Below are 22550 nucleotides of genomic sequence, written 5' to 3' on the forward strand. Positions count from 1 at the left end.
TGCTGGTGCCCGCCGGAAAGGTGCAGTTGGCTGCACTACGCAGGTCCGTCGTCGAGCGGCACACTGTCACCAGAGCGTTGATCAAGGCACGGCGACCGAAGGCACACCGACCCAGGGAACGGCGACTGTGGGACTTCGACGGCAGCGATGGCAGCGGTGGGCGCCGAGAGGGCGGGCTCTGGGGTATCTGCTCTGGACGATCCCCTCGGCGGCGGGGACGTTCGTGCTGTTGTCGGTGGTGCTGCTGGCGGCGGGCAGCACGATCATCGCCGGGCTGGGGCTGCTGGCGCTGCCGTGGGTGCTGCTGGCCTTACGTCGTTGGACCGACTGGCATCGGCGGCTGGCCGGCGGCCTTCTGGCCACCACGATTCCCACCCGCTACCAGCCATTGAGTGGGAGCGCCGGTCAGCGGCTGCGGCAGATGCTCACCGACCGCACCACCTGGCGTGACCTGGCGTGGAGCCTGATCCAGATGCTGATCGGCCTGCCGCTCGCCGCCCTGGCGCTGGTGGTCGCGGTCGGCCCGCCGCTCACCGTGGTCTCGATGTTGTTCTGGTGGGTTCCGGACGAGCCGGTGCACCTGCTCACCGGGGTTCCGCTGGACAACTGGCCCAGCGCGATCGGGTTCGGCCTGCTCAACCTTGCCCTGATGGTGGCGCTGGGGCTGGTGGCGGTGCCGCCGCTGGCCCGGGGCCACGCCCACCTGACCCGGGCGCTGCTGGCACGTCCGGCCGCGCAGCAACTCGCCGAACGGGTCGAGACACTCACCCAGACGCGGGCCGACGCCATCGACGCCCACGGTGCCGAACTCGCCCGGATCGAACGCGACCTGCACGATGGCACCCAGGCCCGCCTGGTCGCCATTGCCATGCGCCTGGGCATCGCCAAGCAGGAGCTGGCCGGTGAGCCCGGCCTGCTCGCGCGTCTCATCGACGAGGCCCACGACAGCGCCGAGACGGCCATGCACGAGCTGCGCACGATCATCCGCACCATGTACCCGCCGGTCCTGGCCGACCTCGGGCTGGCCGGCGCGGTTCACGCGCTGGCCGCCCAGTCCCCGGTGCCCACCCATCTCGATCTCGGCCGGCTCGGCACGTTGCCCGCCGCCGTGGAGGCCGCGGCCTACTACGCCATCTCCGAAGCGCTGACCAACGTCGCCAAGCACAGCGACGCCGGCACCGCCACGGTCTCGATCCGGCAGGCCGGCGGCTGGTTGCGTACCAGCATCACCGACGACGGCCGTGGCGGGGCCGACGAGTCCGGGGGCAGCGGCATCACCGGCATCCGCCAGCGCATCGCGGCGCTGGACGGCACCGTGCAGGTCATCAGCCCGCCGGACGGGCCGACCTCGATCACCGTGAGCCTGCCATGCGGGTCTTGATCGCCGAGGACAGCGGGAGGTTGTCGTGCGGGTTGTGATCGCGGAGGACAGCGGGAGGTTGTCGTGCGGATTGTGATCGCGGAGGACAACGTGCTGCTGGCCGAGGGCCTGCAGTTGTTGCTGACCCGTGCGGGCATGGAGGTGGCCGCCACGGTCGCCGACGGGGACGAGTTCGTGGCCGCCGTCGCCCGGCACCGTCCCGACGTCACCATCGTCGATGTGCGGCTGCCGCCGACCTACCGCCACGAGGGCATCCGCGCCGCCCTGGCCGCCCGCCGGGACCGGCCCGACCTGCCGGTGCTGGTGTTGTCCCAGTACGTGGAGCTGGTCTATGCCACCCAGCTCTTAGCAGGTGGCCAGGGCAGCGTCGGCTACCTGCTCAAGGATCGGGTCGGCAGGGTGGAGGAGTTCCTGGACGCGCTGCGCCGGGTGGCCGCCGGTGGCACGGTCATGGATCCAGAGGTGGTGGCCCAGCTGCTCGCCCACCGGCACAACGACCCCATCGACACCCTCAGTCCCAGGGAGCGCGAAGTGCTGGGGCTGATGGCCCAGGGGCATGACAACACGGCCATCGCCCGGCTGCTGTTCATCGTGGAGAGCTCGGTCAACAAGCACGTGGGCAACGTCTTCGCCAAGCTCGGCCTGTCCGCCGACGACAGCGGCGGCCACCGCCGGGTCCTGGCGGTCCTGGCCTACCTCAACAACCAGAGTCGTACCGTCCCGTGAAGTACCGGCAGGCGGTGGGGTCGAAGCGGGCCGTCCACTCATTCACCTGCGCCGGAGTGGAGTCGCCGCCCAGCCCGGCCGCCGCGAGGGGCGGCGGTTCGCCCAGGAGCCGCCACTGGTCGGGTGAGAGGGTGAGGGAGAGCAGCCCGTTCAGCTCGCCGACCACGGCGAGGTTCTCGACGGCGGCCTCCGCCAGTTCGAGCCCTTCCAGGCGCGGGAAGGTAGGCAGCACGGCGAGATCGACGGGTTCGCGGGTGCGGAGGGTCAGCGTCCGCAGGGTCGGGTGTCCGGTCAGCGGGCTCAGATCGACCGCGTCCAGTTCGAGCCGCAGCGCCTCGACCGGCGCGTCGCGCAGGGGACGCAGGTCCACGGGGCCCTCGCCGAACAACGTCACCATGGTCAGGTTGGGCGCGCTGCGGACCGGTTCCAGGTCGAGGTCGCGCGCCTTGTCGACCACGAGGGACTGGAGCCTGCGCGCCTTCTTCGTGGGGATCGGGGCGTGCCCGCGCCAGTGCGTACGGCTGTCGTCCAGGTAGCTCGGAAGCGTGGCGTGCACGTCGAGGTAGTCCTCGTCGGTCTCGTAGTCGCCCCGTTCGAGTGCCCGTACGAGCCGGCGCAACATGGTCGTCACGGAGTCGGCGACGTAGACGGGCCGGCCGTCGTAGTGGATTCCGACGCGGATGACCTGGCCGGGACGGCCGGCCGGTCCCGGGTCCATGTCGACGGCCAGGTAGTCGCCGCCGGTGCTGGTCGCGAACGGGATCCAGTTCGGGCTGCCGAACTGCCGCCGGATCGTGCCGCACGGCTCGGGGTCGTGGGTCGACCAGAGCGGACCGTCCTGCCATCGCCGTTCGGGCCGATGGTGGACGAAGGTGGTCGTCAGCTCCAGGCCGAACCACTCGTGGCCGTGGAAGAGCGCGACCTCGTCGTCGCCGTCGGCCTCGCCGTACAGGGCCAGGAGGTCGGGGGGCAGGCCGCCGGGGAAGGCGTCGAGCAGTGCGGTCCGTTCGGCCGGGTCGAGCGGGGCGGGGAGGATTTCCGCCTCGCCGAGGATGTCGGCTCGTTTACGCACGTATTCGCGGAACAGCCGGACGGCTTCTTCCGGGTCGCCCGCCGGGGTCGGGTTCGCCGGGGAGTCCTGGTCGGCGCCGGGTTCGCGGGGGAGGGTGTCCGGGCGCAGAACGTACAGGAGCCGGCCCGAGTGGTCCTCGGTGATCGCCTGGCTGGTCACCGCCTCGAACCGGCCCGAGGACTCGACGGCAAGCCACACCATCAGGTCTTCCGGTGAGGCGTCGCTCAGCTGGTAGAGCTGGTTCAGGTCGCCGAGGCCGAACCGCATGCCGTCGGTGGTGCCGTCCGACAGCTCGTACCCCATGCCGCGCTGCCCCGAGGAGGACGGGCCGCGGTAGGCGTGCACCCACCCTCGCCGCCAGCCCTGCGGGGCGCCGGCCGCGATCTTCGCGGCCATGCCCCGCAGCACCTCGGTCATGGCGTCGTCGCGCTGATCGTTCATGCCGGTCAGTTCTACACGCTCCCACCGACGATCGGCGAAGGCTAGGCGCCGGCGCCGCCGTCCACCGGCACGATCGCGCCGGTCACCATCGAGGCCCGGTCGCTGAGCAGCCATGCGGCCACCTCGGCGACCTCGCGGGGCTCGGCCATGCGGCCGAGCGGGGTCGCCGCGCTGATGCGCTCGACGACGCCGGGGGACGCCGACTCCCACGTGTCGATCATCTGCGTGGCGGTGCCGCCGGGGGTGATGCCGTTCACCCGGATCCCCTGCCGCGCCCAGGTCACAGCGGCGCTCTCGGTGATGCTGTTGAGCGCGCGCTTCATCGCCCCGTACGCGGGCAGCGCCGGGTTGGCGCGGCGGCTGCCGATGCTGGAGGTGTTGACGATCGCCCCGCCACCGCTCCGGCGCATGAGCGCGGCCTCGGCCGTCATCGCGGTCCAGTGCCCACGGAAGTTCACCGCGAACTGCTCCTCGACGTCCTCCTCGCTCGTCTCGTCGAGCGGTCCTGGCCGCTGGATCGCCGCGCCGTTGTTGAACGCGCCGTCCAGCCGTCCGTGCAGTTCCTCGACGCGGTCGATCGCCGCGCGGATGCTCGCACGGTCGGCCAGGTCCACCGACACGGCGTCCGCGACGCCACCGGCGGCGCGGATCTCGGCGACGTTCCGCCGGAGGGCGTCGGCGCCGCGGGCGGCGAGCACGACGGCGGCGCCCTCGGCGGCGAAGAGCCGGGCCGCGGCCGCCCCGATGCCGCGGCTGGCGCCGGTGATGAACACGACCTTGCCGGTGAGCAGGCCGATGGGTGCGATGTCGGTGTTGGTCGTCATGACGCCAGTGTCAGGCCGGTCACCAGGCCGGATGCAGGCACAGACGGTACCAGGATGCGTCGCGGCGCGGGGTGCAGACTGGGGGTATGGACAGACAGGAGCTCGGGGCGTTCCTCCGCAGCCGTCGCGAGCGGCTTCGGCCGCAGGACGCCGGCCTTCCCACCGGCCCGCGACGCCGGACCCCGGGTCTGCGCCGCGAGGAGGTGGCGGTACTCGCGCACATCTCCACGGAGTACTACGTCCGGCTCGAACAGGGCAGGGCGCCGCGCCCGTCGGCCGAGGTCCTGGCCGGGATCGCGGGCGCGCTGCGGCTCACCGAGGCCGAGTCCGGCCACCTGCACGTCCTGGCGGGCACGGCGCCGAGCCGTACCGGACGGCACCGGCGCGACGTGCGCCCGAGCATCCGCACGCTACTCGAACGGCTGCCGCAGACGGCCGGTTTCGTGGTGTCGGCCACGTTCGAGGTGCTCGCGTGGAACGACCTCACGGCCGCGCTCATGGAGGATTTCGCCGACCTCGCCCCGCGCGACCGTAACCTCGCGCGCCGGGCTTTTCTCAAACCCACCCTGTACGGCGTGTCCGACGTCGCGGAGTTCCGGCAGCACGTCGTCATGGAGCTGCGATCCGCCCTGGCCCGCTACCCGTCCGACCCCGAGGTGACCGGCCTCGTGGAGGAGTTGCGCGACGGCAGCCCCGAGTTCGCCCGGCTCTGGGCGCGGCACGACGTGGAGGCCCCGCCGACGCTCAAGAAGACCTTCCGCCACCCGGTCGTCGGGGACATCACCGTCGATTGCGACTCGCTCACCCTCACCGACCGCGACCAGCACCTCGTGCTCTACAGCGCGCCGCCGGGATCGCCCGACGCCGAGGCCCTGGCTCTGCTGAGCGTCCTCGGGGCCGAGTACGTCAAGGCGAGCGGTCACCGGAAGTAGGACTGGCTCGCCGTCAGATTGGTCGCCCTGGCGATGCAGCGGTAGTAGCGTGCCCCGTTCTCGAACTGGGCCTGCGAGGGCGGCATGACGGCGATCGTCCAGTTGTCGGCGGCGATCCGCTCGCCGGCCTTGTTCCTGCTGGACGCCAGCACCGCGCGGCTGCACACCCGCTGCACCGAGCGGTGCCGGGCGAGGTCCCCCTGCACCCACGTCTCCTTGTCCTTCGGCATCGAGGCGACCGCGAACGTCTCGAACGAATGCCGCTTGCCGCAGCTCAGCGGCTGGGCCTTGACGTCACCCACGATGATCACCAGGCCGCCCCAGCACTCCGCCTTCCGCGGGCACGCCGCCCCGGCGTCCTTGCCCGCGGCCGGGCAACCGTCGGTGTAGGTGTCCAGCCCGGCGAACACGCTGGGTTTCTTCTCGGCGGGCGGGGTGCCGGTGGCGTTGCTCGGCGCGGCCTGCGGGGTGGTGTTGGTGGTGGTCTGCGGGGGCCGCTGGATGACCTGGGTGTAGGTGTACGTTCCGCCCGCCACGATCACCAGGGAGAGCACGGCGATGATCGCCACCAGGATCCTGTTGACCCCGTGCGCCCTTGACGACGGTCCGGTGCTCGGCTCGGACGCGAGGCCCGGGAAGGACGGGACGGAGGGGGCCACGAAAGGCGGCGGCGCCGCCATGGCGGGCGCGGAGGGGGAGATCGGGATGGCGGCCAGGGCGTCGCGCAGGGCCGCCGCGCTGGGCATGCGTTGCCGGGGGTCGCTGGCCAGGGCATGCCGGAGCACCGCGGTCAGCTCGGGCGGCACGCCGGGCAGGTCCGGCACGGGCAGGCGGTGCAGGGCGAGGATCATCGCCACGTTCGGCACGCCGCTCTCCGGGAATCGCGGCGGGCGGCCGGACAGCAGCGCGTAGACGGTGGCGGCCAGCGCGTACACGTCGCCCGCCGGCGACGGCTCGGCCAGCTCGAACGCCTCGGGCGGCGCGTAGGAAGGGGTGAGCGACTCCCGCGTGACCGACGCGTCGGGCCCCGACTCCGGCATGGTGGCCAGGCCGAAGTCGGACAGCGCCACCTGCCCGTACCGGTTGATCAGGATGTTGGCGGGCTTGACGTCGCGGTGCAGCACCCCCTGCGCGTGCGCGGCGGCCAGTGCGTCGGCGATGCGCACGCCCACGTCCCTGGCCTCGGCGGGGGAGAGGATCCGCCTGCTCAGCGAGCCGTTGGGGCACAACTCCAGCACCATGTACGGCCGCCCGTCCGGCAGCAGGCCCGCGTCGTAGACGGGCACCACGTGCGGATGCCCGGACAGCGCGCCGGCCGCCGTCACCTCGCGCAGGAACCGCCGCTTGTCGCGGTCGGACAGCAGCACCCGGTTGTCGACCTTGAGCGCGACCTCGCGGCCGACGGATGACTGCACGGCAAGGTAGACCACGCCGAAGCCGCCCTGGCCGAGTACGCCCTTGATTTCGTAACCGGGCACCGATATGTCGGACACGCGCGGAAGCGTACACGTGTGCGGTCGGCGCGCGTGCCGATGCGGCTCGGTAAGGTCCTGAGGCGTGACAACGGATGTGGAGGGTCTCGCGGGGCGGTTGCGCGAGTTCGCGCGGGACAGGGAGTGGGAGCAGTTCCACACGCCGAAGAATCTGGCGATGGCGCTGGCGGGCGAGGTCGGGGAGCTGGTGGCGGAGTTCCAGTGGCTGACCGCCGAACAATCCGCGAAACCCGACCCCGAGACGCTGGCCAGGATGCGTGCCGAGCTGGGCGACGTGACCCTCTACCTGGTACGGCTGGCCGACGTCCTGGGAGTCGATCTGCTGGCCGCGGCGCGGGACAAGCTCGACGACAACGACCGCCGCTACGACGCCGACCTGTATCGCGGATCCGCGAGGAAGGCTCCGCCGCACAAGACCGCATGAGGCAGGCTCCGCCGCGCAAGGCCACATGAGGCAGGCTCCGCCGGACATAACCGCATAAGGTGACCAGCATGCGATTTGGGGTGCTGGGCCCGCTGGCCGTCTGGACGGACTCCGGGGAGAGCGTCACGGTTCCCGGTCTGAAGGTCCGGGCGCTGCTCGTGAACCTGCTCGTGCACGAGGGGCATCCGGTGTCGGTGGACCGCCTGGTGGACGACCTGTGGGGCGAGGAACCCCCGGCCAACCCGGCGGGCGCGCTGCAGGTGCGCGTCTCCCAACTGCGCAAGGCGTTCGAGGACGCCGAGGCCGGCGGCAAGAACCTCGTCGTCTCCCGCGCCCCCGGCTACCTGCTGCGCACCGACGACGGGGCCCTGGACGCCACCCGCTTCGCGGACCTGCTGGCCAGGGCCGAGGCCGCCGACAGCCCCAGGACCAGGGCGGGGCTGCTGGGCGAGGCGCTGGCGTTATGGCGCGGGCCCGCGTACGCGGACTTCGCCGACGAGGAGTACACCAGGTCGGCCGTGCACCGCCTGGAGGAACAGCGGTTGTCGGCGCTGGAACAACACGCCGAGGCACGCCTGGAACTGGGCGAGCACGGACTGCTCGTGGGCGAGCTGGGCGACCTGGTGAGCCGGCACCCGCTGCGGGAACGGCTGCGCGCCGTGCACATGCGGGCCCTGTACCGGGCAGGACGCCAGAGCGAGGCGCTGGCCAGCTACGGCGAGCTGCGCGAACGGCTGGCCGACGAACTCGGCCTTGACCCGGGGCCGGAACTCGTCACGTTGCAGCAGGCGATACTCGGGCAGGACCCGGCGCTGAGCGTGCCCGCCGACCGCCCCACCACGAACCTGCCCGCCTCCGTCAGCAAGCTGATCGGCCGGGACGAGGCCCTGGCCGAGGTGTGCGGGCTGGCCGGGGAGGAACGGCTGGTGACGCTCACCGGCAGCGGCGGGGTCGGCAAGACCAGGCTGGCGCTGGAGGTGGCGAACCGGCTGCTGGCGGAGTTCGCGGACGGCGTCTGGCTGGTCGCGCTGGACCAGGCGTCCCGCTCCCCGGCCGAGGCCGTCATGGCGGCACTCGACATCAGGGAGGAGGCCGGCCCGGCACTTCCCGGAGATCTGGCCGGGCGGCTGGCCGCCGTGCTCAAGCCCCGGCGCGCGCTGCTCGTGCTGGACAACTGCGAGCACGTGGTCGAACAGGTCGCCGAGCTGGCCGAGGTGCTCCTGCGGGCCTGCCCCGGCCTGCGCATCCTGGCCACGAGCCGGGAGCCGCTGGCCGTGGCGGGCGAGGTGTTGTGGAGCGTGCCCCCGCTCGACGTGCCCGCCAGCGCCGACCTGGCCGTCATGGCGCGCTCCGACGCCGTGCGGCTCTTCGTGACCAGGGCCGCCGCCTCCGCCCGCGGGTTCCGCCTGGAGGCGGGCAACGCGCAGGCCGTCGCGCAGCTCTGCCGGCGGCTCGACGGCATCCCGCTGGCGCTGGAGCTGGCCGCGACCCGGGTGCGGGCGCTCGGCGTGCAGGGCGTGGTGTCCCGGCTGGACGACCGGTTCAGGCTGCTGGCCTCCGGGCAGCGCGGCGCGCCCGCCCGCCAGCAGACGCTCACCGCGGTGATCGACTGGAGCTGGGAGCTGCTGCAGGAGGAGGAGCGCGTCGTCCTGCGCCGCCTGGCCGTGCACGCCGACGGCTGCACCCTGGAGGCCGCCGAGGCCGTCTGTACGGACGGCGAAGCGGACGCCGACGTGCTGGACCTGCTGGCCAGGCTGGTCGATCGATCGCTGGTGGTGGTCGTGGAGGCTCCTGCCGGGGTCAGGTACCGGCTGCTGGAGTCGGTCTCGGAGTACTGCCGGGCGCGGATGGCCGACGCCGGCGAGTTCGATCGGGTACGTCAGGCGCACCTGCGCCACTACCTGGCCCTGGCCGTAGAGGCCGAGCCCGCCCTCTACGGCGCCGAGCAGCGTGACTGGCTGCTGCGCCTGGACGCCGAGGCCGCCAACATGCGGGCGGCGCTGGACACCGCGGCGGACCTGGGGGACGCCGGCGGCGCGGTCCGCCTGGTGAACGCGCTGGCCTGGTACTGGTTCCTGCGCGGCCGGCTGGCGGAGGGCCGGCGGGCGCTGGCGGCGGCGCTGGCCGTACCGCGGCAGGACGACGACGACGCGCGGGCCAGGGCGGCGGCCTGGGAGGCCGGGTTCGCACTCGCGCTCGGCGAGCACACCGACTACGAGCCCGTCCTGGCGGCGGTGCGGGATCCGGGGGAGAGGGCCAGGGCCGAGCTGTTCGCCGGGCTGCACGCGGTGGACATGCCGACGGGGCAGGAGCTGACGGCGCGGGCGCTGGCGACGTTCAGGCAGGTCGGCGACCGGTGGGGGATCGCCACGGCGCTCACCACGCAGGCCATGGACGCCTTCACCATGCGCGACACCGAGGCGATCGAGCGGATCGCGGGGGAGAGCGCCCGGCTGTTCACCGAGCTGGGAGACCGGTGGGGGCTGCTGCGGGCCACCGAGTGGCTGGCGTCGCTGGCCGAGATGAGGCAGGACGTCGCCGAGGCCAACCGGCTGTTCGGGCAGGGGCTGCGGATGGCCGAGGACCTGGGGTTGTGGGCCGAGGCCGCCACGCACACCGCCTGGCTGGGCTGGGTCGCGCTGCAGAGCGGCGAGTACGAGAGCGCCGTCGAGCTGAGCGAGCGGGCCCTGAAACAAGCCACCGACCAGGGGTACATGAAGGGCTCGACCATGGCCGAGATGGGGCTGGCCTACGCCGCGCGCCGGGCCGGGCGGCCCGACCTGGCAGAGCGGCACCTGAACCACCTGCTCGAAGGGCTGTCGCGCGACCCCGACGACGAACCCGCCCTGCAGTTGCCCGACACCCTCATCGAGCTGGGCTTCGTCAAGGAGCTGGGCGGCGACCCGGCAGTGGCCATGGACCTGCACGCCGAGGCGCTGGCCGCCGCCCTGAAGATCGGCGACCCCAGGACGGCGATCGGCGCCGTCGTGGGCGCGGCCGCCGCCTCGGGGTTCACCGAGAGGTCCGCCGTGCTGCTCGGGCTGGCGGCCGCCGCCAGGGAGATCCACCAGCTCACGCCCGGCGTCGCGGAGCTGGTGGACATCGAGCGGGTCACCGCGCGCACGCGTGACGCGCTCGGGGAGGAGGCGTTCGAGAAGGCGTACGCGCAAGGGTTCGGGTACAAGCTCGACGATGCGGCGAAACTGATCACTCCGGGCACCTGACGTAGGCGGCCAGGCGGTCGAAGAACTCGTTCCAGCCCTCCTTGGCCCCCTCGGCGTGCTCCTGGTCGGTGTTGACGCCGTACTGGTGGAAGCGTAGTTCGGTCTTGCCGTCCACGTCGGCCAGGCCGACCGTGACCACGGAGGCGGGCCCGTCGCCCGGGTCGTCGGGATCGCCCGTGGTGAACACCAGCCGCTCGGGCGCCGTCACCTCCCGGTACGTGCCGTCGAGCGTCACCTCGAACCCCTCCTCGCCGACGAACGTGCAGCGCCACACCCCGCCGGGACGCGTGTCGAGCGTGATCCGGCCGACCGGCGTGGCCAGCGTGTCGGGGCCGAACCAGCGGGAGAAGCGCTCGGGCTCGGTCCAGGAGGCCCACACCAGCTCGCGGGGGGCGTCGAAGAGGCGGGTGAGGTCGTACTCGGCGGTCTGGGTCATCGTCCTGTCCTCCCTGAGGGCTTGTGATGTTCCTACGATGACCGGGCGGGCTTACGATCCCCTTCTCGCGGGCTTTAGGCGGTGGCAGAGTGAGGCGTATGAAGATCGTTCGCGCCGCCAAGGTGCTCACCGGTCGTCCCGGAGAAGAGATCGCCGACGGTGAGGTGCTCATCGACGGATCGAAGATCGTCTCTGTCGGGCCGCGCGGCAGCGCGGGCGAGGCCGACGAGATCCTCGACCTGCCCGGCCACACCGTGCTGCCGGGGCTGATCGACGCGCACGTGCACCTGGGCTTCGACGCCCAGGTCGATCCGCTGACGGGGCGCAGCCCCGAGAGCGACCACCACCTGCTGCTGCGCATGGCCGAGAACGCCCGCAAGCTCGTCTCCGCCGGCGTCACCACCGTCCGCGACCTGGGCGCGCGGGGCTTCCTCGACCTGGCGCTGCGCGACGCCGTCGAGGAGGGCCTGGCCGTCGGCCCGCACATCGTGGCCGCCACCAGGCCGATCACCATCACCGGCGGCCACTGCTGGTACATGGGCGGTGAGGCCGACGACGAGGCCGGCATCCGCCGGGTGGCCAGGGAGAACCTGCGGGCCGGCGCCGACTGTCTCAAGGTGATGGCCTCCGGCGGCCTGATGACACCGTCCGCGCCGCCGAGCTGGGCGCCGCAGTACGACACCGGGCAGTTGCGCGTGGTCGTCGAGGAGGCCGCCGTGCGCGGCAAGGGCGTCGCGGCGCACGCCCACGCGCACGCGTCCATCCGCAGCTGCGTCGAGGCCGGCGTCACCACCATCGAGCACTGTACGTTCTTCACCCCCTCGGGCCACCGCTACGACCCCAAGCTCGCCGAACTGGTCGCGGCCAGCGGCACGTACGTCTGCCCCACCGCGCACGGCGTGCTCGACCGCATGCGCAAGGTGCACGGGGACGAGATGCTCGACTCCTGGCTGGCCACGATCTCCGCCATGCGCGAGGCGGGGGTACGCCAGATCGCGGGCACCGACGCGGGCTTCGCCGTGGGCGACATCCCCAACGCCACCGACGGTTACGTCGGGGGCCTGGAGGTCTTCGCCATGACCGGCTACCGCAACGCCGAGGTCATCGAGCTGGCCACCGTGCTGGCCGCCGACGCCTGCGGGGTCGGCGACGTCGCCGGCAGCCTCGACCCCGGCAAGCGGGCCGACCTCATCGCGGTCGCGGGCGACCCACTCGAACGCCTCGCCGACCTGCGCAACCTCGCGCTCGTGCTGGTGTCGGGGCGGTCGGTCGGGCAGGAGGGCGTGGACACGGTCATCCCGTCCGTCGGTTGAGCTAGGCTGCCGCAATGACTCTGAAAGAGCAGGTACGCGAGCTGCGCCTGCAGGGCAAGTCTCCCAAGGAGATCGCCCGCGCACTCAAGGTCTCGCCGTCGGCGGTGGCGCCGCTGATCCGCGCCATCGCCACCGAGACGGCCGGTACCGGCGAGACCGAGGTCGTCGGCTGCTGGATGAACGTCGGCTGGAGCGAGGGCCTGGGCATCGACGCGGCGCGCGGCTGGGTGGACGAGGCGCCCGGCTCCGGCGAGGGCGGCATGGTGTCCGTGCTGGTCGCCCGGCGGCACGGCTGGGACAAGCTCTCGGTCTGCGGCTACCTGGCCGACACGTACTGCATGGGGGTCAAGAGCGCCGTCGGCCCCGACGTGATCGACCACCGCCAGCTCAGCCAGTTCCGCGAGTACTTCTTCGGCGAGTACTCCGGCTGGCAGGAGGTTCCGATCGAGCTGGTCAGGCACCTGGTCCTGGGCTCGATCGACTACGCGCGCACGCTCGGGTTCGAGCCCGACGACGCCTTCGGGCCCGGCGCCGACCTGCTGGGCAAGTGGGAGGGCGGGTCGGCGATCACGTTCGGCCGCGACGGCAGGCCCTTCTACACGCAGGGGCACAACGACGACCCGGCCAAGGTGCTGCGCACGCTGCGGCGCACGCTCTCCGACGACGAGTTCGACTACGTCATCGCGGACCAGTGACCGGGCACGTCATCACAGGCCGGTGACCCGCATCGTGAGGTTGAGCCGGCCGGAGGCCAGCCCGGTGGCGGGGTCGCCGGTGCCCGGGTAGACCTTCGGCACGCCGTGGTAGGCGAAGCGCGACGGCCCGCCGAACACGAACAGGTCTCCCGATTCGAGCCGAACGTCGGTGTACGGCCGGCCGCGTGTCTCGGTGTTGCCGAACCGGAACAGGCAGGCGTCGCCGACGCTCAGCGACACCACCGGGGCGTCGGACCTCTCGTCCTTGTCCTGGTGCATGCCCATCCTGGCCTCGCCGTCGTAGAAGTTGATCAGCGCGGTGTCGGGGTCGTACGGCGTGCTCTCCCCGTAGGCGTCGGGGTCGTAGGGCGTGCGCTGCCCGTAGGCGTCGGGGTCGTAGGGCGTGCTCTGCCCGTAGGCGTCGGTCAGCGCGCGGCGGCCGAGGTCGGCCAGCCAGCCGGGGAAGTCCGCCACCTGGCGGCCGTTCACGTCGTGGGCGATCCGGGTGTACTTGTACGGCTGCCAGTGCCAGCCCAGGCACACCGTACGCACCGACATGACGCCGCCACGGGGCAGCACCGTGTGCCGGATCGGCACGGGGCCCTTCGCCCATTCGCGGCAGGCCCGGACGAGGTGACGCTGCTCGTCGAGCGTCAGCCAGCCGGGTACGTGGACCGCGCCGGGCGCGATCTCCCTCATCGGCAGCGGAATCATTATTCTTCCCGAAAAATCACGTTACGTCCGAGTCGCCAGGCGTTGCCGTCGCGGTCGGCGCCCCGCATGCCCTCCAGCGTCCCAGGCGGGGCCAGGGCGATCGCGCCGGCGGTGGCGGCGAAGCCGTACGTGCGGGCCGGGTCCCAGTCCGTGCTGCGCCGCAGCCGTTCACTCATCCCGGCCCAGCCGCGCGGCGAGCCCGCCACCACCCAGGCGTCGGGCTCGCCGGAGACGAACCGCCTGGCCTGCCGCAACCATGAGGCCGCCGTCTCGGGCCAGTCGACCGTCGCCAGCACGGCCGCCTCTCCCCAGGCCCGCGCGAACGCGTCGGCGGCCGGGCCGGAGTCGCGGCCATGCCCGATGACGACGGTACGCGCACCCTGCGCCCGCACCAGCTCGACCACCTTCGCCAACTCCAGCTCCGCGACCCTCTCCGGCCGGGCGCCGTCCGCCTTGGGCCCGGCCTGCCTCGGTCCGGCCTTGGGTTCGGCGTTGGGTTCGGTCTGCCTCGGTTCGGTCGCCCGCCAGCGCCGGTAGTCCTCCGGCAGGCACACCGCGCACGGCCGGTACCCCGCCGCCACCGCGATCCGGGCGTCAGGGAAGAACACCCGGTCGCCGACGTAGCCGCCGCGCGCGATGGCACGCAGCGCGGAGGGGCAGTCGAGCCGTCCGTACAACCGTTGCCGCCGGTGTCCGCCCAGCGTGCCCGGCACGGCGCTCGGGTACGGCCGCCCGTCGGCGCCCACGAGGATGTACCTCATGCGATCCGGTACCTCATTTCGCGTCGTGGAACACGAGTCCGAGCGTGTGCCGCAGCCCGGAGCGTACGGTGCTCACGCCGTGCCGCACGGGCGAGGCCGACCAGCCGCGCGAGGACCGCACGGGCCGGTCGCGGGTGGTGAAGATCAGCCCGTGCCCCTGCGGCAACAGGGTCACCGTGCCCCGCGACTGCGCCCTCGGCCGCTGCTCCACCAGCAGGAACTCGCCCCCGCTGTAGTCCTCGCCCGGCCGGTCGAGCCCGATCACGACCTGTAGCGGGAACACCAGGTCCCCGTACAGGTCGCGGTGCAGGGCGTTCCAGTCGTTCTCCCGGTATCGCAGCAGGATGGGCGTCGGCCTGGTCTGTCCGGCCTTGTGGCACATGTCCAGCCAGTCGCCGAAGTCGTCCGGCCACGGCGCGGGTTGCCCCAGCCGGTCCGCCCAATCGCGGGCGATCGGCAGCAGCCGGGGGTAGAACGCCGCCCGCAGCCTCTCCACCAGGGGCGGGAGCGGGTGGTCGAAGTACCGGTACTGCCCGGCCCCGAACCGGTAGCGCTCCATGTCGATGGTGGAGCGGAAGAAGTCGACCTCGTCGTACAGGGCGGAGATCTCCTTGCACTCCTGCGGCGTGAGCACCGGCGGCGTCAGCGCGCACCCGTAGGCGTCGAGCTCGGCCGTGAGTTTCGGCCAGTCCAGATCCATAGTCGCGGTCTTCATGACATCACGTCCCAGAGCTGGGGCTGCAGCACGCCTTCCAGCGTGAGCAGGGCCCGCTTGCGTTCGAGGCCGCCCGCGTACCCGGTCAGCGCGCCGTCGGCGGCGACGACGCGGTGGCAGGGCAGGACGACGAGCAGCGGGTTCGCGCCGATGGCGGCGCCGACGGCGCGGACCCGCTCGGCGGGCGCGCCGATGCGCGCGGCCAGCGCGCCGTAGCTCGTCGTGGTCCCGTACGGGAGCGTGGCCAGCTCCGCCCAGACCCGCTCCTGGAACGCGCTGCCGTGGGTGGCCAGGGGCAGGTCGAAGTCGGTGCGCTCGCCCGCGAAGTACTCGCCGAGCTGGCGCTCCGCCTCGGCGAACGCGAGCGGCTCGCGCCGCTGCCCCGCCCGTACCGAAGCCACGTCGAACGAGACGCGCGTCAGCGCAGTGCCGTCCCCGGCGAGCAGGATCTCACCCACCGGGCTGTCGATCGTCGTGTAGATATCCATACTCTCTTCAACACCGCGGCCCCCGTTCAGGTCGGCGGTTTTCGGACATCGCGGCACCCTCTTTTGCGCCCGGCCCGAGACGATCAAGAATGGACGTCGTACGCTCACCGCAACCCATGAGCAAGGAGTGAGCCGGACATGGCGGATTCACGCGAGCACACCTTCACCGGCGTCAAGGGCCGCAACACGGTCCGCGAATGGCCCCGCGACCTGCCCCGTTACCTCGCCCTCCTGGTCCACGGGTACGGCGAGCACATCGGCCGCTACGAGTACGTGGCCGACCGGCTCGTCGGCCACGGCGCCGCCGTGCACGGCCTCGACCACATGGGCCACGGCAGGTCGGAGGGCGACAGGGTGCTCGTGACGGACTTCGAGGACGTCGTCACCGACGTGCACACCATGGCTGAGCAGGCCGCGGCCGGGCACCCGGGCGTACCGGTGGTGCTGATCGGCCACTCGATGGGCGGCATGATCGCGGCCCGCTACGCCCAGCGGTACGGCTCGGAACTGGCCGCGCTCGTCCTGTCCGGACCCGTGATCGGTGAATGGGCGGTCGTGCCCCAGTTGCTGGCCTTCGAGGAGCCGCCGGAGGTGCCGATCGACCCGGACACGCTCTCCCGCGACCCGTCCGTGGGCGCCGCGTACGCCGACGATCCGCTGGTGTGGCACGGGGCGTTCAAGCGGCCGACGCTGGAGGCGTTCGCGACGGCGCTGGACACGATCGCCAAGGGCGGCACGTTCGGCGCGCTGCCCACGCTGTGGGTGCACGGGGACGACGACCAGCTCGTACCGCTGCCGGGCAGCAGGGGCGGCATCGAGGCCGTCAGGGGCGGCGACCTGACCGAACGGATCTACCCGGGGGCCAGGCACGAGGTCTTCAACGAGACCAACAAGGACGAGGTCCTGGACGACGTCACGTCCTTCATCGACCGCGCACTCGCCGTCAGGAAGTAGCGGCCTCGCCCTCGGGCAGCCCCAGCAGCTCGGGCTGTCGCGCCCGGGACCGCCATTCACGGTCGGGACGCGCGACCAGGCGGCGGGTCCTGAGATCGAGCAGCCCGCTCACGTGGCTGACCTCGGCGGCCACCGTGCCGTCGAGGCGGCGCAGCAGGTGGTGTACGCGGTAGGTCTTGCCATCGCCCCACTCCCACGCGCAAGTGACCTCGACCTGGTCGCCGCCGCGCAGCTCCCGGTGATACTTGATCACGGTCTCCAGGTTGACGGGACCGATGCCGCCGCCGACCAGCTCCTCCACGGAGATGCCCGCCGCCTGGACGCACGCGTAGCGCGCATGGTCGGCGTACTGGATGTAGTAGCCGCCGTTGAGGTGCAGTTGCGGGTCGATCTCGTAGCTTAGCAATGCGGATCCGGGGCGTCAGCCCGAGCGGAGTCCGGCGCACCGGGCCGTCCTAAGAGCCGGGAACATCTCCACGATCGTTCCCGCCCTCCCTTCCGAAGACCGGCAGCGTGAGCGACGACGGATGTTCCGCATCATGGAAGATCTCGAACCGCGTGGACCGGGTCCGCACGGCCCGCCCCACCGGCTCCCCGGTGCCGTGATTGCGCGCGAACCGGGGAAAGGCCCCGCCCGCCACCTGCACCCGGAGCCGGTGCCCGCGCATGAACCGGTACCCCGTCGGATGCAACTCGACCTCCGCCCTGACCACATCCCCCTCGCTGGTCTCGGGCAGGCGCAGGATGCCGTCGGTGACGTTGCGCGACACGCCGGCGGGATCGACGTCGCACAGCCGTACGAACAGGTCGCCGTGCCCGGTGTCGGTCCGCACGTACACGGTGGCCGAGACCGGCCCGATCAGGTCGAGATGGCGGGGGAGCGGCGACCCGGTGTAGACGAGCACGTCGGGGCGGGCCTCGATGTCGCGATTGTCGCGCTGCCCCGCCTCCCTGGAGTCCAGGAGCGGCCCGCCCCGCGAGCGCGTGGGCCGCGCGGGATCGTAGGTGAAGACGTCGGCGGCGTACGCGGACGGATTGGCTCCGGGCTCGCCGGGCGCGTCCCAGCCGAGCCGCTGATACGGCAGCAGGTGCAGCCGGGTCGGCGCGGACTGCGCGGGCGGCCACTTCTCGAAGTCCAGCCAACGGTTGGCCCGCTGCAGGTAGAGCCGTACGGGGGAGCGCTGGAGCTGCGCGGAGTCGCCGAGCAGGTGCGCCGACAACCACGACACCTCCTCGGCCAGGAGCGCCCGCATCGCGCCGAAGTCGTGCCCCCAGGGGCCGATCACGATCCTGCTGCGCCGCCCGGCCTCCCGCAACGCGGCGTAGTCGCGCAGTTGGGCGGGCAGCAGCAGATCCCACCAGCCGGTGACCATGCTGGTCGGCGTCGTCATCTTCACGGCGGCTGCGCTGTTGTCGACGTCAGACCAGTAGGCGTCGGCCGCCGAGGTGTGCGCGGACGCCTCCCGCAGGAACGGCACCTGCTTGCCGATCGCGGCCACGTCGGAGGTGCCGACAGGAACGTGCGCCATCGCGCGCCGCACCCGGCTTGCCTGCCGCGGGTCGGGCAGCAGGCCGCCCAGCCGCGCCGACTCCTGCGTACCGAGGAAGGCCGACCAGGTCAGCGAGTTGTGCAGGGCGAACACATCGCCGGGATAGAACGTGGTCCTGAACTCGCTGGCGGTCACCCCCAGGCACATCGCCTCCAGCGGCGGGTCCAGATAAGGGCCGACCGCCCACTGCGTGAACCCGAGGTAGCTCGCCCCCGCCATCGCCAGCCTCCCGTCACACCACGGTTGCCCCCGCAACCAGGCGGCCGTGGCCAGGCCGTCCTCCTTCTCCTGGTGGAAGGCGGAGAACTGCCCGCCGGAGCCGAACGTACCCCTGGCGTTCTGCACGACGACCTGCATGCCCCGCCTGGCCAGCACGCGCGCGGTGCCCTTGACGTCAAGCCGCTGCTTTCCGTACGGCGTGCGCATCAGCACCACGGGCAGCGGCTCCGACCCGCGCGGCCGGTAACGGTCCGCCAGCAGCACGACTCCGTCGGGCATTGTGACGCGCAGGTCGTGGGTGATCTCGATGTCGGGAGTCGTGGCCTCGGGCAGGCCGAGGTATCGATCGAACAGTCTGCTGAGCATGCCCATCGCAGATCCTTTCGCTCCGCCCAAGCGTACGACCCCCGCTTCCGGACAAACTTGCCCATACCCGGACACCTCCCCGAGCACGCCCGGCCAAGCCGATGATTTCTCACCTCCCCCTGGGTCTGCATCCTTGAGGAGGCGCCATGGACGACCAGAAACCACCACCGGCACCCACAAGCCAGGAACGGGATCAGGCGCCGACGCCTGAGCACCCGAACCCGCTGGAGGGGAACCAGGAGCAGGTGGCAAACCAGACCCGGACGCCGACCCACGATCACGGCCCGGCGCTTGCAACGGCTCGGGCCGGGGCGGTGTTAGCGGACGGGGGTGATGTGGGTTTGAAGCCGATGGCGGATCGGTACGGAGCGTTGGCTGTGGGCGCAGGTTCTCCGGAGCCGGTGGTGAACTGGCCTGAAGGACTAGGACAAGGCCAGCTCCCTGGGCTCGGGACGGTCCGGGCTAGGGCCGTTCAGGACCGGGAGGTCCGGGACGGGACGGTCCTGGATCGGGCGGTTCGGGATCGGGTGGCTCGGGATGGGGCGGTTCGGGATCGGGCGGTTCGGGGCCATGCGGCTCAGGATCGGGCGGTTTGGGATTCGGTGGCCCAGGATGGGGTGGTCCGGGATCGGGCGGTTAGGGGCCGTGTGGCTCGGGATCCGATGGCTCAGTATCGGGCGGCTTGGGATCCGGTGGCCCAGGGTGGGATTGCTCGGGCGCCTCGGGATGAGACTGCACGGGCGGCTCGGGATGGGGAGCTCCGGGGCGGGCCCGCTCGGGAGGCTTGGGATGGGGAGTCCCGGGGCGGGCCCGCTCGGGAGGCTTGGGATGGGGAGTTCCGGAATGGGCCCGCTCGGGCGGCTCAGGATGGGGCGGTGTCAGCGGGTGGAGACGGCAGGGGTTTGGAGTCGGTGGTGGGCCGGGGCGAGAGGTTGACGACAGGACTGGGCGGCGAGAACTCCGAGCCGGTGGCAGGCCCGGATACGGCGCTGGTGGCGGCTGTGGCACTGCTGGAGCGGTCGATCGACTACGCCCTCGGCAGCCTGCGCATCGTCACCCCGGCCGCACTCTGCCGCGCCACCCCCTGCGCGGACTGGAACCTCCTGCGCCTGCTGGAACACATGAACGACTCCCTCCAAACCCTGAACGAAGCAGCCACCACCAACCACATCCCCACCCCCCAAACCCGACCGCCCCAGCCACCCACGCAACCCTCCTCCCAATTCCGCAACCCTGCTCAGGCCCCTTCCCACGAGCTCAACCCCGCTCAAGACCTCTGGCACATCAACCCCGCCCACGACCCCACCGGGGACCGCACCCCTGCCCAAGCCTGCTCTCGGGACGGCGACCCTGCTCAGAGCCGCTCTCGGGACGGCCACCCTGCCCAAGGCCGCTCCCGGGACGGCGACCCTGCTCAGAGCCACTCTCGGAACCGTACCTCTGGTGCTCAGAATCCCTTCCCGGACGGCAACTTCGTTCAGCACTCCGCCACGAACTGCGGCTCTTCTCAGCACCCCTCCCGAGGCTGCAACCCCGCTCTCCCCCTCCGGGACAGCGCCTTGGAAGTGCTCGGGCGGTGGACCGCCTTGCTCACCCATGCTGACCACGCCCCCATGACCGACCGCCACCTGACCCGCCCGATGGTGGCCGCGGTCGGCGCTATCGAGATCGTCGTCCACGCCTGGGACGTGGCCAGATCCTGCGGCGAGCGCCATCCCATCCCCCCACTCCTGGCAGAGGAACTGTTCGACCTCGCCCTCCTGTTCGTCACGCGCGAGGACCGTCCCGCCAGGTTCGCAGCACCGGTGATCGTGCCCGCAGGCGCACCCGCGCAGGACCATCTCCTCGCCTATCTGGGCCGCCGCCCTGACTGGTTCGCACACATTTGAGCAGCCACCCTCTCGGCATCCACCACCCACACGCCGTACGATCACCTTGTACGGCAAAGCCAGCCCTCATATCCCCACACCGCTCTTGACGAACCCACGACGTCATGCCCGATACGGTGAGAAGATCGGTAACGGAGCGACCGGCCACGCGGCCGGCACAACTACGCAGACCACACCGTGCCAGGGGGACGGAACCCTTCCGGCCGGGTCCGCGAGGCGGCGCACTCGAATGCCGCGGACAGGCCGATCAACGTGGTGGCGACGACCGTTCTTCGTGCGGCCGTCGCCACCACCACGGCACCCAGTACCACCACAGCGCCGCTCGGCACCACCGGGCCTGAGATCTGTTCCTCGATCTGCTGACCACTCACTCGTGGTGAGCGTCACGCGACGCGCACCACTCGCCGATGACCACGCCGCTCATGGCTATGCGTCCGACCCGCCATGCGTCCGACCCGCCATGCGTCCGACCCGCCATGCGTCCGACCCGCCATGCGTCCGACCCGCCATGCGTCCGACCCGCCATGCGCTTACGTGCGTTCGCGCCCCCCATTCGCCTACGTCGTTCAAGGTCATGCGTTCGCCTGCGGTTCAGCTCTGGCGCAGACGGGCGGTCTGTTCATTGCCGACCTCAGTGGTGCGTTGCAGGTATCGCTGGATGGTGACGAGTTCGTCGTCGGCGAAGCCGTCCAGGGCCTGGTTGAATGCTCTGCCGGGAGTCTCCCAGGCGGCATCCACCTCCGGGCTGCGCTGGGAGGTGAGGGAGACGAGCATCTTGCGCCGGTCGTGGGCGTCCGGTCGGCGCTCGGCGAGGCCGGCCTTTTCCAGCCGGTCCACCAGGCGGGTGGCCGCGCCGGCGGTCAGCCCGGTCAGCTTCGCGATCTCTCCGATGGTGTGCGGGCCGGGCTCCAGGCCGAGCAGGCTCACACACTGCAGGTCGGTGGGGTGCAGGCCGAGGCGTTCTGCCATGGCCTGGTTGAACAGGGTGTAGGCGGCGTGGTGGCGCCGGGCTGCTGTGGCGACCGCCGCAACCAGCTCGGCCCGCGTCCGATTTGACAGTGGAATCGCCTCCATGCCCTACTTATATTTGTGTCGCGCAAATAATGTGTGATGCACATACTGAGCTCTTTCTAGCACAACTCCTGGGAGAACCCATGACCACGCACGCCCCCGAGCAACTGCGCGCCCTCTACGATCGCTGGAGCCAGATGTGGCGCGGCGACTTCAGCCACGCTCAAGACATCCTCGACCCCGGCTTTGTCGTCCACCAGGCGCGTCCGGACGGCAGCGACTCCGAGGCGGTTACCGGCCCGGATCGCCTGCTGCCCGAGATCGAGCAGACGATGGCCGCCTTCAGCGACATCACGATCAGCGTCGACCTTGGCCCGATCATCGAAGGGGACCTGATCGCCGCGCGCTGGAGCATGCGTGCCACCTACCCCGGCGGGATCCCGCACGCCACCGCCCCCATCGGCACGAAGATCTCCTTCAGCGGCCACGACATCCTGCGCGCCCGCGACGGCAAATTCATCGAGTACTGGACCTGCACTGACATTCTCGACGGCCTGGCCCAGCTCGGCGCCGTCTCCGGCCCCAACGGCCCCGCTCGGCACTGAGCGGGAGGAGTTCCCGTTCGGCGCTGTGCCAGAGTCCCGGAAGAACGGCGCTGCGCCAGAACTCCCGGAGCGGCGCTGTGCCAGAGTCCCGGAGCGGCGCTGCGCGGGAGTTCCGGAACGGGTCGGCACGAGGTCGGTCGGTGGTGTCAGGGGTGGTAGTGCCAGTTCTCGTTCCGGACCGGAGGTAGCGAAGGCGGGCCCTCTGACGTGGGGCCGCGTTGTTCGCCTTCTTTGTGGCGATGGAATGAGGTGGCGATGGGATGAGCCGTACGGATGTCTGTCGCGAGCAGCCACGGAGGGGCAAGGCTGTGCGAGGA

General features: G+C 71.6%; 21 protein-coding genes. 10 read left to right on the top strand and 11 right to left on the bottom strand.

From position 1 onward, the window contains the following. The first annotated feature begins 127 nt into the window (after window positions 1–127). Together AB0I81_RS54685 and AB0I81_RS54690 are read left to right on the top strand one after the other, a co-directional pair. Window positions 128–1381 (top strand): sensor domain-containing protein, encoded by a 1254-nt coding sequence (locus AB0I81_RS54685; RefSeq protein ID WP_360676580.1) that lies wholly within the window; start codon window positions 128–130, stop codon window positions 1379–1381. 63 nt (window positions 1382–1444) lie between these two features. Further along, window positions 1445–2107 carry a response regulator transcription factor gene (locus AB0I81_RS54690; protein WP_360676583.1) on the top strand — a complete coding sequence of 221 codons (663 nt, stop codon included), beginning with the start codon at window positions 1445–1447 and terminating at the stop codon, window positions 2105–2107. On the opposite strand, the gene AB0I81_RS54695 is transcribed toward AB0I81_RS54690, so the two are convergent. Both AB0I81_RS54695 and AB0I81_RS54700 read right to left on the bottom strand, forming a co-directional pair. After that, on the bottom strand, window positions 2079–3620 hold the full coding sequence (locus tag AB0I81_RS54695; protein ID WP_360676586.1) for an SMI1/KNR4 family protein: 1542 nt from the start codon (window positions 3618–3620) through the stop codon (window positions 2079–2081). The two genes, AB0I81_RS54690 and AB0I81_RS54695, sit on opposite strands and share 29 nt — an antisense overlap. A 41-nt stretch (window positions 3621–3661) precedes the next feature. Beyond that, window positions 3662–4444, bottom strand: coding sequence for an SDR family oxidoreductase (locus AB0I81_RS54700; RefSeq protein ID WP_360676589.1), 783 nt, complete (start codon window positions 4442–4444; stop codon window positions 3662–3664). 86 nt (window positions 4445–4530) lie between these two features. Between AB0I81_RS54700 and AB0I81_RS54705 the strand changes: the two genes are divergently transcribed. Further along, window positions 4531–5376 carry a helix-turn-helix transcriptional regulator gene (locus tag AB0I81_RS54705; RefSeq protein WP_360676592.1) on the top strand — a complete coding sequence of 282 codons (846 nt, stop codon included), beginning with the start codon at window positions 4531–4533 and terminating at the stop codon, window positions 5374–5376. Here the strand turns inward: AB0I81_RS54705 and AB0I81_RS54710 are convergent. Further along, window positions 5364–6869: a serine/threonine-protein kinase gene (locus tag AB0I81_RS54710; protein WP_360676595.1), complete on the bottom strand. Its 1506-nt coding sequence runs from the start codon at window positions 6867–6869 to the stop codon at window positions 5364–5366. The two genes, AB0I81_RS54705 and AB0I81_RS54710, sit on opposite strands and share 13 nt — an antisense overlap. Window positions 6870–6933: 64 nt before the next feature. Here AB0I81_RS54710 and AB0I81_RS54715 point away from each other — a divergent pair, with 64 nt between their 5' ends. Together AB0I81_RS54715 and AB0I81_RS54720 are read left to right on the top strand one after the other, a co-directional pair. Then, window positions 6934–7293: a nucleotide pyrophosphohydrolase gene (locus AB0I81_RS54715; RefSeq protein WP_360676598.1), complete on the top strand. Its 360-nt coding sequence runs from the start codon at window positions 6934–6936 to the stop codon at window positions 7291–7293. A gap of 68 nt (window positions 7294–7361) precedes the next feature. Further along, window positions 7362–10517, top strand: coding sequence for a BTAD domain-containing putative transcriptional regulator (locus AB0I81_RS54720; protein WP_360676601.1), 3156 nt, complete (start codon window positions 7362–7364; stop codon window positions 10515–10517). On the opposite strand, the gene AB0I81_RS54725 is transcribed toward AB0I81_RS54720, so the two are convergent. Beyond that, window positions 10501–10953, bottom strand: a complete 453-nt coding sequence (locus AB0I81_RS54725) for an SRPBCC domain-containing protein (RefSeq protein WP_360676604.1) — start codon at window positions 10951–10953, stop codon at window positions 10501–10503. The genes AB0I81_RS54720 and AB0I81_RS54725 overlap by 17 nt on opposite strands. 98 nt (window positions 10954–11051) lie before the next feature. Between AB0I81_RS54725 and AB0I81_RS54730 the strand changes: the two genes are divergently transcribed. Together AB0I81_RS54730 and AB0I81_RS54735 are read left to right on the top strand one after the other, a co-directional pair. Next, window positions 11052–12266, top strand: a complete 1215-nt coding sequence (locus tag AB0I81_RS54730) for an amidohydrolase family protein (protein ID WP_360676607.1) — start codon at window positions 11052–11054, stop codon at window positions 12264–12266. 14 nt (window positions 12267–12280) lie between these two features. Then, window positions 12281–12961 (top strand): helix-turn-helix domain-containing protein, encoded by a 681-nt coding sequence (locus AB0I81_RS54735; protein WP_360676610.1) that lies wholly within the window; start codon window positions 12281–12283, stop codon window positions 12959–12961. Window positions 12962–12973: 12 nt separating this feature from the next. Here AB0I81_RS54735 and AB0I81_RS54740 read toward each other — a convergent pair whose 3' ends face one another. The 4 genes from AB0I81_RS54740 to AB0I81_RS54755 are packed head-to-tail and all read right to left on the bottom strand — an operon-like array spanning window position 12974 to window position 15639. Next, entirely contained in the window at window positions 12974–13660 is a 687-nt protein-coding gene (locus tag AB0I81_RS54740; RefSeq protein WP_360676612.1) for an alpha-ketoglutarate-dependent dioxygenase AlkB, read from the bottom strand. 14 nt (window positions 13661–13674) lie between these two features. After that, a complete protein-coding gene (locus AB0I81_RS54745; RefSeq protein WP_360676615.1) occupies window positions 13675–14436 on the bottom strand; it encodes a hypothetical protein in 762 nt (253 codons plus the stop codon). Between the two features lie 13 nt (window positions 14437–14449). Next, window positions 14450–15151, bottom strand: a complete 702-nt coding sequence (locus AB0I81_RS54750) for a 2OG-Fe(II) oxygenase (RefSeq protein WP_360676618.1) — start codon at window positions 15149–15151, stop codon at window positions 14450–14452. Continuing rightward, window positions 15148–15639, bottom strand: a complete 492-nt coding sequence (locus tag AB0I81_RS54755) for a methylated-DNA--[protein]-cysteine S-methyltransferase (RefSeq protein WP_360676621.1) — start codon at window positions 15637–15639, stop codon at window positions 15148–15150. The genes AB0I81_RS54750 and AB0I81_RS54755 overlap by 4 nt, the downstream gene beginning before the upstream one ends. A 138-nt stretch (window positions 15640–15777) precedes the next feature. On the opposite strand from AB0I81_RS54755, the gene AB0I81_RS54760 reads away from it, so the two are divergent. Next, a complete protein-coding gene (locus AB0I81_RS54760; RefSeq protein WP_360676624.1) occupies window positions 15778–16593 on the top strand; it encodes a lysophospholipase in 816 nt (271 codons plus the stop codon). On the opposite strand, the gene AB0I81_RS54765 is transcribed toward AB0I81_RS54760, so the two are convergent. Together AB0I81_RS54765 and AB0I81_RS54770 are read right to left on the bottom strand one after the other, a co-directional pair. Then, complete coding sequence (locus AB0I81_RS54765; protein ID WP_360676627.1) at window positions 16583–16999, bottom strand: thioesterase family protein; 417 nt, start codon at window positions 16997–16999, stop codon at window positions 16583–16585. The two genes, AB0I81_RS54760 and AB0I81_RS54765, sit on opposite strands and share 11 nt — an antisense overlap. A gap of 49 nt (window positions 17000–17048) precedes the next feature. After that, on the bottom strand, window positions 17049–18728 hold the full coding sequence (locus tag AB0I81_RS54770) for a CocE/NonD family hydrolase (RefSeq protein ID WP_360676630.1): 1680 nt from the start codon (window positions 18726–18728) through the stop codon (window positions 17049–17051). An 875-nt stretch (window positions 18729–19603) separates the two neighbouring features. Between AB0I81_RS54770 and AB0I81_RS54775 the strand changes: the two genes are divergently transcribed. After that, entirely contained in the window at window positions 19604–20617 is a 1014-nt protein-coding gene (locus tag AB0I81_RS54775; protein WP_360676633.1) for a hypothetical protein, read from the top strand. A gap of 591 nt (window positions 20618–21208) precedes the next feature. On the opposite strand, the gene AB0I81_RS54780 is transcribed toward AB0I81_RS54775, so the two are convergent. Continuing rightward, the gene (locus AB0I81_RS54780; protein ID WP_360676636.1) at window positions 21209–21691 is read right to left on the bottom strand and encodes a MarR family transcriptional regulator; all 483 of its coding nucleotides are present in this window, start codon (window positions 21689–21691) and stop codon (window positions 21209–21211) included. Window positions 21692–21771: 80 nt separating this feature from the next. Here AB0I81_RS54780 and AB0I81_RS54785 point away from each other — a divergent pair, with 80 nt between their 5' ends. After that, entirely contained in the window at window positions 21772–22233 is a 462-nt protein-coding gene (locus tag AB0I81_RS54785; protein ID WP_360676639.1) for an ester cyclase, read from the top strand. The last annotated feature ends 317 nt before the right edge of the window (window positions 22234–22550 follow it).

It is taken from the genome of Nonomuraea sp. NPDC050404 (genome assembly GCF_040655495.1).
In the GTDB taxonomy this organism is placed as follows: Bacteria; Actinomycetota; Actinomycetes; order Streptosporangiales; family Streptosporangiaceae; genus Nonomuraea.

Coding starts and splice junctions, on each gene's coding strand:
- AB0I81_RS54695 (WP_360676586.1), bottom strand. CDS start 3,620: ATGAACGATCAGCGCGACGACGCCATGACCGAGGTGCTGCGGGGCATG.
- AB0I81_RS54700 (WP_360676589.1), bottom strand. CDS start 4,444: ATGACGACCAACACCGACATCGCACCCATCGGCCTGCTCACCGGCAAG.
- AB0I81_RS54705 (WP_360676592.1), top strand. CDS start 4,531: ATGGACAGACAGGAGCTCGGGGCGTTCCTCCGCAGCCGTCGCGAGCGG.
- AB0I81_RS54720 (WP_360676601.1), top strand. CDS start 7,362: ATGCGATTTGGGGTGCTGGGCCCGCTGGCCGTCTGGACGGACTCCGGG.
- AB0I81_RS54725 (WP_360676604.1), bottom strand. CDS start 10,953: ATGACCCAGACCGCCGAGTACGACCTCACCCGCCTCTTCGACGCCCCC.
- AB0I81_RS54730 (WP_360676607.1), top strand. CDS start 11,052: ATGAAGATCGTTCGCGCCGCCAAGGTGCTCACCGGTCGTCCCGGAGAA.
- AB0I81_RS54735 (WP_360676610.1), top strand. CDS start 12,281: ATGACTCTGAAAGAGCAGGTACGCGAGCTGCGCCTGCAGGGCAAGTCT.
- AB0I81_RS54740 (WP_360676612.1), bottom strand. CDS start 13,660: ATGAGGGAGATCGCGCCCGGCGCGGTCCACGTACCCGGCTGGCTGACG.
- AB0I81_RS54745 (WP_360676615.1), bottom strand. CDS start 14,436: ATGAGGTACATCCTCGTGGGCGCCGACGGGCGGCCGTACCCGAGCGCC.
- AB0I81_RS54750 (WP_360676618.1), bottom strand. CDS start 15,151: ATGAAGACCGCGACTATGGATCTGGACTGGCCGAAACTCACGGCCGAG.
- AB0I81_RS54755 (WP_360676621.1), bottom strand. CDS start 15,639: ATGGATATCTACACGACGATCGACAGCCCGGTGGGTGAGATCCTGCTC.
- AB0I81_RS54760 (WP_360676624.1), top strand. CDS start 15,778: ATGGCGGATTCACGCGAGCACACCTTCACCGGCGTCAAGGGCCGCAAC.
- AB0I81_RS54770 (WP_360676630.1), bottom strand. CDS start 18,728: ATGCTCAGCAGACTGTTCGATCGATACCTCGGCCTGCCCGAGGCCACG.
- AB0I81_RS54780 (WP_360676636.1), bottom strand. CDS start 21,691: ATGGAGGCGATTCCACTGTCAAATCGGACGCGGGCCGAGCTGGTTGCG.
- AB0I81_RS54785 (WP_360676639.1), top strand. CDS start 21,772: ATGACCACGCACGCCCCCGAGCAACTGCGCGCCCTCTACGATCGCTGG.